Consider the following 7,871-nt stretch of genomic DNA (forward strand, 5'->3'; position numbering starts at 1 on the left):
TGCCAGCCCGCCTGGATGAAGGCGATGCGGGCCTGGCGGAAGGCGCCGTTGGCGGTGGGGAGTTCGTAGGTGACTTGGGTCATGGTCAGTTCCCTGATCGGGGTTGGAACCACGACTCAGGGAGACGCCGTCGACCGACTCGTCGCGCGGATGCGCTAGGAGTCCTGCCGTCAGCGGTTCTCATAACCGGACTCTAACCGTCGGCTCCGGGTTCGCACCGGATCTGCTGTCCCTGACGAGCCTCACGGCCAGCCAGGCGCCCGCGGGCTTGTGCGGCCCGCCCCGGAAGGGGAGGGACGCCATCACCGCCGGTGGGGACTTCCACCCCGCCCTGAGAACGCGTTTCACCGGAACGGCCCGGTGATGACTCAGTCTAGGCGCCATGCTGACGTTCAAACAAGCGTTTAAATCATTGGATCGAGACTTCGTGAACTGCCGCCACGGAAACCGCAATATTGAACCTGACGGTTGAGTTTGGAGCGAAAAAGCGCTACCTAAGCCGCATGGTTTTGCAAGAATCACCCGCCCTCGACGACGTGTTCCACGCCCTGGCCGACCCCACGCGCCGCGCCATGCTGCGCAGCCTCGCGGGCGGCGAGCGCAATATCGGCGAACTCGCCGCGCCTTTCGATATGTCCTTCGCCGCGGCGTCCAAGCACGTGCGGGTGCTGGAAGGCGCCGGCCTGCTGCGCCGCCGGGTGCAGGGCCGCTCGCACGTCTGCTCGATCGAGGCCGAGCCCCTGGCCGACGCCACCGAATGGCTGAACTACTATCAGGCGTTCTGGAGCCGGCGGCTGGACACCCTGGAAACGCTCATCAAGGCCGACGCCGCCAAGGCGAAGTCCTCGGACGGGGATTGATCCGAACCTAGGCGCGCTTGTTGAGCGTGATCGAGGTCGCCGAGCCGGGCGCGCTCGGCATGGCGCCGGCGCCGTAGCCCGTGCCGGTGTTGCGCTGGGCGGCCACCTCGTCGGCGATGGCGCGGACCAGGCCCTCGGTGATGGTCTTGGCGGCCTCTAGGGCGCGGCCCTGGCGGGCGAGCACCGAGTCGAAGGCCTCCGTGGCGCGGATCAGCCGGGTGCGCTGGGCCTGGGGCGCGCTGGCCACCATGCTGGGATCGGCCCGGACCCGGGCCGACTCGTGCCGGTAGAGGTTGGCGAGCTTCGAGGTCTCTTCGATATGGACCGCGGCGTCCTGCGGCCGGCGCTGCTCGAAGGCCAGGGCCTCCAGCGCGACCAGCTCGGTGAGCCGTTCGGTCAGCATGATCAGTTGTCCGACGCGGTCGTCGGCGTCTGTGGCTGTGAGCGCCATGGCGCGGTCCCCTAACTCAAACCCTGAAGCTTCAGCATTTCCCGCCCGATGGCGTCGGAAACCCCGAGCCCGCCGGAGGCCGTCACCTTCTTGGCGATGGCGTCTGACATGAACGACTTGAACATTTCCTCTCCGTGGCCGCCGCCGAAGGGGGCCTCGGTCGAGACGCCGGCGAACATCTGGTTCAGCATCACCGAGAGGAACGAGGCCTCGAAGTCCTTGGCGGTCTTCTCGATCTGGCCGCGCTTGGCCAGTTCGGCCGTGTTGGCGGCGGTGGGCGCGCCGGCGGTCAGGCCGGGCGGGACGACGGCGGCGGCGAGATCGGCCATCACATCACCTCGATGTCGGCCTGCAGGGCCCCGGCGGCCTTGATGGTCTGCAGGATGGAGATCATGTCGCGCGGCGTGACGCCCAGCGCGTTGAGGCCCGAGACCAGGGTGGAGAGCGAGGCGCCGTTCTTCACCGTGAGGAACTGCTTGCCCGTCTCCTCGTCCACCGAGACGTCGGACTGCGGAACCACTGCCGTTTCCCCGCGGCTGAACGGAGCCGGCTGGCTGACCGCGGGGCTCTCGCGCACGGTGATCGTCAGGTTGCCCTGGGCGATGGCCACCGTGGAGATGCGCACGTTCTCGCCCATGACGATCACGCCGGCGACCTCGTCGATCACCACCTTGGCGGGGCCGTCGGGTTCCACCGACAGGTTCTCGACCTGGGAGATGAAGGAGACCATGTCCTGGCCGCGCGGGGCGCTGATGGTGACGATGGTGGGATTGTCGGCCCGCGCCGAGCCCGGGTAGCGGGTGTTGATCGCGCCGGCGATCTTGCCGGCGGTGCTGAAGTCGGGATTGCGCAGGGTGAGCCGCATCGAGCTCATGCTGGCCAGCTGGAAGCCGATCTCGCGCTCGACGATAGCGCCGGCGGCGATCCGCCCGGCTGTGGGCACGCCCTTGGAGATCGAGGAGCCCGATGCCCCACCGGCCGAGATCGAGCCGGTTTGCACCGTGCCCTGGCCGACCGCATAGGCCTGGCCGTCGGCGCCCAGCAGCGGGGTGACCAGCAGGGTGCCGCCCTGCAGGCTCTTGGCGTCGCCCATGGCCGAGACGCTGGCGTCGATGGGCGATCCGGCGGCCACGAAGGCGGGCAGGCGGGCCGTGACCATGACCGCGGCCACGTTCTTGGTGTTCATGTTGGCGTCGCGGGTGTTGACCCCCAGACGCTCCAGCATCGCTTCCAGGCTCTGCTTGGTGAAGGGGGCGTTGCGCAGGCTGTCGCCCGTGCCGTTCAGGCCGACCACCAGGCCGTAGCCCACCAGCATGTTCTCGCGGACGCCTTCGAACTCGACGATGTCCTTGATCCGCGACCCGGCGAAGGCGGGTCCCGCGGCGAGCGAGGCGGCCAGGACGACGGCGCTAAGGACGCGGAACGATGAACGCATGGGATCCTGACGCAAAACCGACTTTGAGCTCCCCCAAGTCCATGCGAGCTGCGTGCCAGCGGTGATTTCAGGTAAAAATCAATGAAAACAATGGCGGGGGTTGCGGTGCGTCGGGACGCCACACGGGCCGGCGGCAGAAATTGCCCGGCATTAACCATACCCTAAACATGCGGAGCGAGACTGACTCGCGAAACGTCGGTAAAGGGCCTCCATGAAGGTCAGTGGCACGAGTGGCGTCGGATCGGCGAAAGGCCCCGGCAAAGCGCGTCCGGCCGGTGGGGACGGTTTCCGTCTGCCCGAGCCAGCCGCGCCCGCGGGACCCGCGCAGGTAGCGCGCGCCAGCGCCTTAGGCGGGGTGATGAGCGTCGATGCGCTGCTCGCCCTGCAGGACGTCGGCGGGCCGATGGAGCGTCGCCGCCGGGCTGTTGGCCGGGCCGGGCGAATCTTGGATATTCTGGACGAGGTCAAGCTGGGCACACTGGCCGGCGAGGTCTCGCACGACGACCTGGAGCGGTTGAGCGCGGCGGTCCGCGATCAGCGCCAGAGCGTCGATGACGAACGCCTGTCGGGCGTTCTCGACGAGATCGAGGTGAGGGCGGCGGTCGAACTGGCCAAACTTGAGCGCGCGAATTCTGCGTCCTAAACGCGCGTGACGAGCGAGGTTCGTTGAAAGCCGATTTTGTTTTGGTATAAGCGCTCCGCGTGTTGTCGGGGCGGTTTCCCAGGGGGCATGAGGCGTCTATGAGCACGGCGGTAATGTTGGCCGACAAGCCCGAGTATCGTCCTTCCGAGGACGAGGAATTCATGAACGAGCGTCAGCTTGAGTATTTCAAGCAGAAGCTGTTGAATTGGAAAGAGGACATCCTGCGGGAATCCCGCGAGACCCTCGTCCATCTCCAGAGCGAAACAGAGAATCATCCGGACCTCGCGGACCGGGCGACCTCGGAGACCGACAGGGCTTTGGAGCTGCGCACCCGCGATCGTCAACGAAAGTTGATCGCCAAGATCGACGACGCCCTGCGCCGGATCGAGGACAATTCGTACGGGTATTGTGAAGACACCGGCGAGCCCATCGGGGTCGCCCGTCTGGAAGCCCGTCCGATCGCGACTCTCAGCCTCGAGGCGCAGGAACGCCACGAGCGCCGCGAGCGCGTTCATCGCGACGACTGAGGCTTAGCGCCTCAGCTCGGCGGCCTGCAACACCACTTCCTCTCCACCCGTCGTCGGGGGGAGAGGGTAGGGTGAGGGGGGCCTTGCCGTCGCGACGAATTGTGGGGAGGCCGAAGAGCGCCGCTGCGCGCCGCATCCCCTCACCCAACCCTCTCCCCTCGAAAGGGGAGAGGACGCAGATTCAAAAACGCAATCGTGCAATCTGGCCGCGGGGCCCGCCTCAGAGCGTGGCGGCCAGCGCGGCCAGTTGGTCGGCGCAGATGCCCCAACCCTCGTGGAAGCCCATCTGCTCGTGGGTCTCGCGGTCGGCCACGGTCCAGTGGCGCGCGGTGGCGGTGTAGCGGGTGTTGCCGCCGCCCAGGTCCTCGAAGGTGACGGTCGCCACCATGAACGGCTTCAAGGACGGCTCCCACGCCTCGGTGAAGGCGTCGGTGAAGACGATCTTCTTGTTGGGGACGACCTCCAGATAGACGCCGGGGTTCGGGTAGTCATTGCCGTCCGGGTCGCGCATCACGATCAGGCTGGCGCCGCCGGCGCGCAGGTCGGTCTCGACCACCGGAACGGTGAAGGGCTTGGGCGCGAACCACTGCTTCATCAGCTCGGGGTCGGTCCAGCAGCGGAACAGGGCCTCGGGCGAGGCGTCAATGATCCGGGTCAGCACCAGTTCGCGGTTTTCGGCGGCGGCGGGGGCGGCTTGGGCGGCCATTGGGTCTCTCCGTCGTTTGCGAGTTACGCCCCTAGGACGCGGGCGGGCGGCGCCATCCGACAGCCCTCCCGCGATATTTTTGCGACCTAGGTCCCGCCGCGCCGGAACACCCTGCGCGGCCGAGCGTCATGGCCAGTAGCGATCCGCCAACTGCAACGCTAAATGTCTCGCATGTCCAAGCGCCTCGTCATCGCCGCCGTCCAAGCCAATCCGACCGTGGGCGCCATCGCCCATAACGAGGCCCTGGCGCGTGAGCGTCTGGCGCAGGCCCGTGCGGCCGGGGCGGACATCGCGCTCTTCTCCGAACTGTTCCTCAACGGCTACCCCCCCGAGGACCTGGCCCTGAAGCCCGCCTTCTGGGCGGCGGGCAAGGCGGCGGTCGAGCGGCTGGCCCTGGAGACCCGCGAAGGACCCGCGGCCCTGATCGGCGTGATCTGGCCCGGCAAGGACACCGCCTCGCGGCCACGCAATGCGCTCGCCTTCCTCGCCGACGGCGAGATCAGGGGGCTGGCCTTCAAGTGCGACCTGCCCAACTACGGGGTCTTCGACGAGAAGCGGGTGTTCGAACCCGGCGACCGGCCCGAGGTCTTCGAGTGGAAGGGCGTCAAGCTCGGGGCGCCGATCTGCGAGGACATCTGGAAGCCCGGCGTCTGCGGTGATCTGAAGGCGCGCGGCGCCGAGATCCTATTGGTCCCCAACGGTTCGCCCTACCGCCGCACCGCCGACGACGAGCGAATGGACGTGGCCAAGGCGCGCGTGGCCGAGACCGGCCTGCCGCTGGTCTATGTCAACGAGGTCGGCGGCCAGGACGAGCTGGTCTTCGACGGCGGCTCCTTCGCGCTCTCGACCAAGGGCGAGGTGGTCATGCGCCTGCCCATGTTCGAGGAGGCCCTAGCGATCTCGACCTGGGAGAAGGGCGAGGCGGGCTGGACCTGCGTCGAGGCGCCGATGAGCGACTGGGTGACGGGGCCGGAAGAGATTTACCGCGCCATGGTCATGGGCCTGAGGGATTACGTCAGGAAGTCGGGCTTCCCAGGTGTTTTGCTTGGACTTTCCGGCGGCCTGGACTCGGCGATCAGCGCCATCGTGGCTGCCGACGCGCTGGGCCCTGAGAACGTCCGCTGCTTCATGCTGCCGTCGAAATACACCAGCCAGGAAAGCCTGGACGACGCGGAGGATTGCGCCAAGCGGATCGGCTGCCGGCTGGATGAGATCTCCATCGCGCCCGCTGTCGACGCCTTCGCCCAGATGCTGACCCCGCACTTCGGGAATCGCGCGCCGGACCTCACCGAGGAGAACATCCAGGCCCGGGCGCGGGGCCTGTCGCTGATGGCGCTCTCCAACAAGCTCGGCCTGATGCTGCTGACCACGGGCAACAAGTCGGAGATGGCGGTGGGCTACGCCACGCTCTACGGCGACATGTGCGGCGGCTATAACGTGCTGAAGGATCTCTACAAGACCGACGTCTACGCCGTCTGCGAATGGCGCAACGCCCACGATCCCTACGGCGTGGCGGTCGACCCGATCCCCGAGCGTATCCTGACCAAGGCTCCGTCGGCCGAGCTGCGGCCCGACCAGAAGGACCAGGATAGCCTGCCGGAATACGCCGAGCTCGACGCCATCCTGCATGGGCTGGTGGAGGAAGAGGCGACCCTCGACGAGATCGTCGCCCGCGGCTACGCCCCGGCCACGGTCGAGCGGATCCAGCGCCTGCTCTACAATTCGGAATACAAGCGCCGCCAGGCCGCCCCAGGGGTGAAGCTGGGCGCCAGGGCCTTCGGCCGCGACCGACGCTATCCGATCGTCAACGGCTTCCGCGACCAGGTCACCAAGGCGTGAGCCGGGCTCCCGTCATCGAGACCGAGCGCCTGATTCTGCGCGGGCATGTGAAGGCCGACCTCGACGATTGCTTCGCCATGTGGGGCGACGCCGAGGTCACCCGCTTCATCGGCGGCAAGCCCGCGGCCCTGGACGAGGTCTGGTCGCGGCTGCTGCGCTATGTCGGCCATTGGGACCAGATGGACTACGGCTTCTGGACCGTGCGCGAGAAGGCCGGCGGGCGGTTCGTCGGCGAGGTTGGCTTCGCCGACTTTAAGCGCCAGATGTCGCCCTCCTTCGGCGAGACGCCTGAGATGGGCTGGGTGCTGTCGCCCCTAGTCCACGGTAAGGGCTACGCCACCGAGGCGGTGAACGCCGCGCTCGCCTGGGCCGACCAGAGGTTCACCGGCGGCCGGACCGTTTGCATGATCAGCCCCGACAACGCGCCCTCGCTACGGGTGGCGGAAAAGGCCGGCTTCCGCGAATTCGCCCGGACCAACTACCACGACGACGTGATCCTGCTGGAGCGCTAGATGTGAGCTCTCAATAGGTTGTCCATCCGACCCTGACCGGGGAAGCTGTGGTTGCGAAGCTACAGGGTCTCAGGAGAGGGTCGGATGAACGTGCATAAGAATGCCCGGCTGACGGAGCACAGTCGAGCCGAACTGGTGCGGCGTGTGCGGGCGGGACAGCGGCCGAAGGCCGTGGCCACGGCCTTCGGCGTCGACGCCAAGACGGTCGGCAAATGGGTGAAGCGGTTCGAGGCGGAAGGTCCGGCCGGCCTGGCGGATCGCTCGTCGCGCCCTCGCAGGCTTCATCGGCCGACGCCGGCCGAGACCGTGGATCGGGTCATCGCCCTTCGTCGCCAGCGTTTCTGCGGCCGGCAGATCGCCAGGGAGACCGGGGTCTCGCCGGCCACGGTGAGCCGGATCCTACGGACGGCGGTCCTTAGCCGGGCGAAGGACCTGGACCCGCCCGCCCCGGTGGTCCGCTACGAGCGCGAGCATCCCGGCGAGCTGATCCATCTCGACATCAAGAAACTCGGCCGCTTCGAGAAGCCGGGCCACCGCATCACCGGCGACCGCACCGGCCAGAGCAACGGCCGCGGCGTCGGCTGGGAGTATGTCCATGTCTGCATCGACGACGCCTCGCGGATCGCCTGCAGCCAGGTCATGCCGAACGAAAAGAAGGAAAGCGCCATCGCCGCCCTGACGGCCGCCATCGCCTACTACAAGAGCCTCGGCGTCACCGTGACCCGGGTGATGAGCGACAACGGCGCCTGCTACAAATCCCACGCCTTCCGCGACCTCTGCAAGGCGCTGGGCCTCAAGCACATCCGCACCAAGCCCTACACACCCAAGACCAACGGCAAGGCCGAACGCTTCATCCAAACCGCGCTACGGGAATGGGCCTACGCCCAGGCTTACCCGA

General features: G+C 67.5%; 10 protein-coding genes and 1 riboswitch. Of the genes, 6 read left to right on the forward strand and 4 right to left on the reverse strand.

The genetic code is table 11. The features are described from left to right. Positions 1 to 172: 172 nt before the first annotated feature. Positions 173 to 343, reverse strand: a riboswitch (FMN riboswitch). 160 nt (positions 344 to 503) lie between these two features. After that, positions 504 to 860, forward strand: a complete 357-nt coding sequence (locus tag Q8Q88_RS10545; RefSeq protein ID WP_305675150.1) for a helix-turn-helix transcriptional regulator — start codon at positions 504 to 506, stop codon at positions 858 to 860. A gap of 7 nt (positions 861 to 867) precedes the next feature. On the opposite strand, the gene Q8Q88_RS10550 is transcribed toward Q8Q88_RS10545, so the two are convergent. Genes Q8Q88_RS10550 through Q8Q88_RS10560 form a run of 3 tightly spaced genes read right to left on the reverse strand, consistent with a single transcriptional unit; the run spans position 868 to position 2,746 of the window. Beyond that, positions 868 to 1,311, reverse strand: coding sequence for a flagellar basal body protein (locus Q8Q88_RS10550; protein ID WP_305675151.1), 444 nt, complete (start codon positions 1,309 to 1,311; stop codon positions 868 to 870). A gap of 11 nt (positions 1,312 to 1,322) precedes the next feature. After that, positions 1,323 to 1,640: a rod-binding protein gene (locus Q8Q88_RS10555; RefSeq protein ID WP_305675152.1), complete on the reverse strand. Its 318-nt coding sequence runs from the start codon at positions 1,638 to 1,640 to the stop codon at positions 1,323 to 1,325. Then, positions 1,640 to 2,746, reverse strand: coding sequence for a flagellar basal body P-ring protein FlgI (locus tag Q8Q88_RS10560; protein WP_305675153.1), 1,107 nt, complete (start codon positions 2,744 to 2,746; stop codon positions 1,640 to 1,642). The genes Q8Q88_RS10555 and Q8Q88_RS10560 overlap by 1 nt, the downstream gene beginning before the upstream one ends. A 211-nt stretch (positions 2,747 to 2,957) precedes the next feature. On the opposite strand from Q8Q88_RS10560, the gene Q8Q88_RS10565 reads away from it, so the two are divergent. Both Q8Q88_RS10565 and dksA read left to right on the forward strand, forming a co-directional pair. Then, positions 2,958 to 3,389: a flagellar assembly protein FliX gene (locus Q8Q88_RS10565; protein ID WP_305675154.1), complete on the forward strand. Its 432-nt coding sequence runs from the start codon at positions 2,958 to 2,960 to the stop codon at positions 3,387 to 3,389. A gap of 98 nt (positions 3,390 to 3,487) precedes the next feature. Next, a complete protein-coding gene (gene dksA / locus Q8Q88_RS10570; protein ID WP_305675155.1) occupies positions 3,488 to 3,916 on the forward strand; it encodes an RNA polymerase-binding protein DksA in 429 nt (142 codons plus the stop codon). 220 nt (positions 3,917 to 4,136) lie between these two features. On the opposite strand, the gene Q8Q88_RS10575 is transcribed toward dksA, so the two are convergent. Further along, positions 4,137 to 4,622 carry an SRPBCC family protein gene (locus tag Q8Q88_RS10575; protein ID WP_305675156.1) on the reverse strand — a complete coding sequence of 162 codons (486 nt, stop codon included), beginning with the start codon at positions 4,620 to 4,622 and terminating at the stop codon, positions 4,137 to 4,139. Between the two features lie 171 nt (positions 4,623 to 4,793). On the opposite strand from Q8Q88_RS10575, the gene Q8Q88_RS10580 reads away from it, so the two are divergent. The 3 genes from Q8Q88_RS10580 to Q8Q88_RS10590 all read left to right on the forward strand — a co-directional run. Then, on the forward strand, positions 4,794 to 6,461 hold the full coding sequence (locus Q8Q88_RS10580; protein ID WP_305675157.1) for an NAD+ synthase: 1,668 nt from the start codon (positions 4,794 to 4,796) through the stop codon (positions 6,459 to 6,461). Beyond that, positions 6,458 to 6,973: a GNAT family N-acetyltransferase gene (locus Q8Q88_RS10585; protein WP_305675158.1), complete on the forward strand. Its 516-nt coding sequence runs from the start codon at positions 6,458 to 6,460 to the stop codon at positions 6,971 to 6,973. The genes Q8Q88_RS10580 and Q8Q88_RS10585 overlap by 4 nt, the downstream gene beginning before the upstream one ends. An 84-nt stretch (positions 6,974 to 7,057) precedes the next feature. Further along, the coding region (locus tag Q8Q88_RS10590; RefSeq protein ID WP_305675159.1) for an IS481 family transposase at positions 7,058 to 7,871 on the forward strand (814 nt) is incomplete at its 3' end.

Source organism: Phenylobacterium sp. (genome assembly GCF_030697925.1).
Lineage (GTDB): Bacteria > Pseudomonadota > Alphaproteobacteria > Caulobacterales > Caulobacteraceae > Phenylobacterium.

Coding starts and splice junctions, on each gene's coding strand:
- Q8Q88_RS10580 (WP_305675157.1), top strand. CDS start 4,794: ATGTCCAAGCGCCTCGTCATCGCCGCCGTCCAAGCCAATCCGACCGTG.
- Q8Q88_RS10550 (WP_305675151.1), bottom strand. CDS start 1,311: ATGGCGCTCACAGCCACAGACGCCGACGACCGCGTCGGACAACTGATC.
- Q8Q88_RS10575 (WP_305675156.1), bottom strand. CDS start 4,622: ATGGCCGCCCAAGCCGCCCCCGCCGCCGCCGAAAACCGCGAACTGGTG.
- Q8Q88_RS10560 (WP_305675153.1), bottom strand. CDS start 2,746: ATGCGTTCATCGTTCCGCGTCCTTAGCGCCGTCGTCCTGGCCGCCTCG.
- Q8Q88_RS10565 (WP_305675154.1), top strand. CDS start 2,958: ATGAAGGTCAGTGGCACGAGTGGCGTCGGATCGGCGAAAGGCCCCGGC.
- Q8Q88_RS10545 (WP_305675150.1), top strand. CDS start 504: ATGGTTTTGCAAGAATCACCCGCCCTCGACGACGTGTTCCACGCCCTG.
- Q8Q88_RS10555 (WP_305675152.1), bottom strand. CDS start 1,640: ATGGCCGATCTCGCCGCCGCCGTCGTCCCGCCCGGCCTGACCGCCGGC.
- dksA (WP_305675155.1), top strand. CDS start 3,488: ATGAGCACGGCGGTAATGTTGGCCGACAAGCCCGAGTATCGTCCTTCC.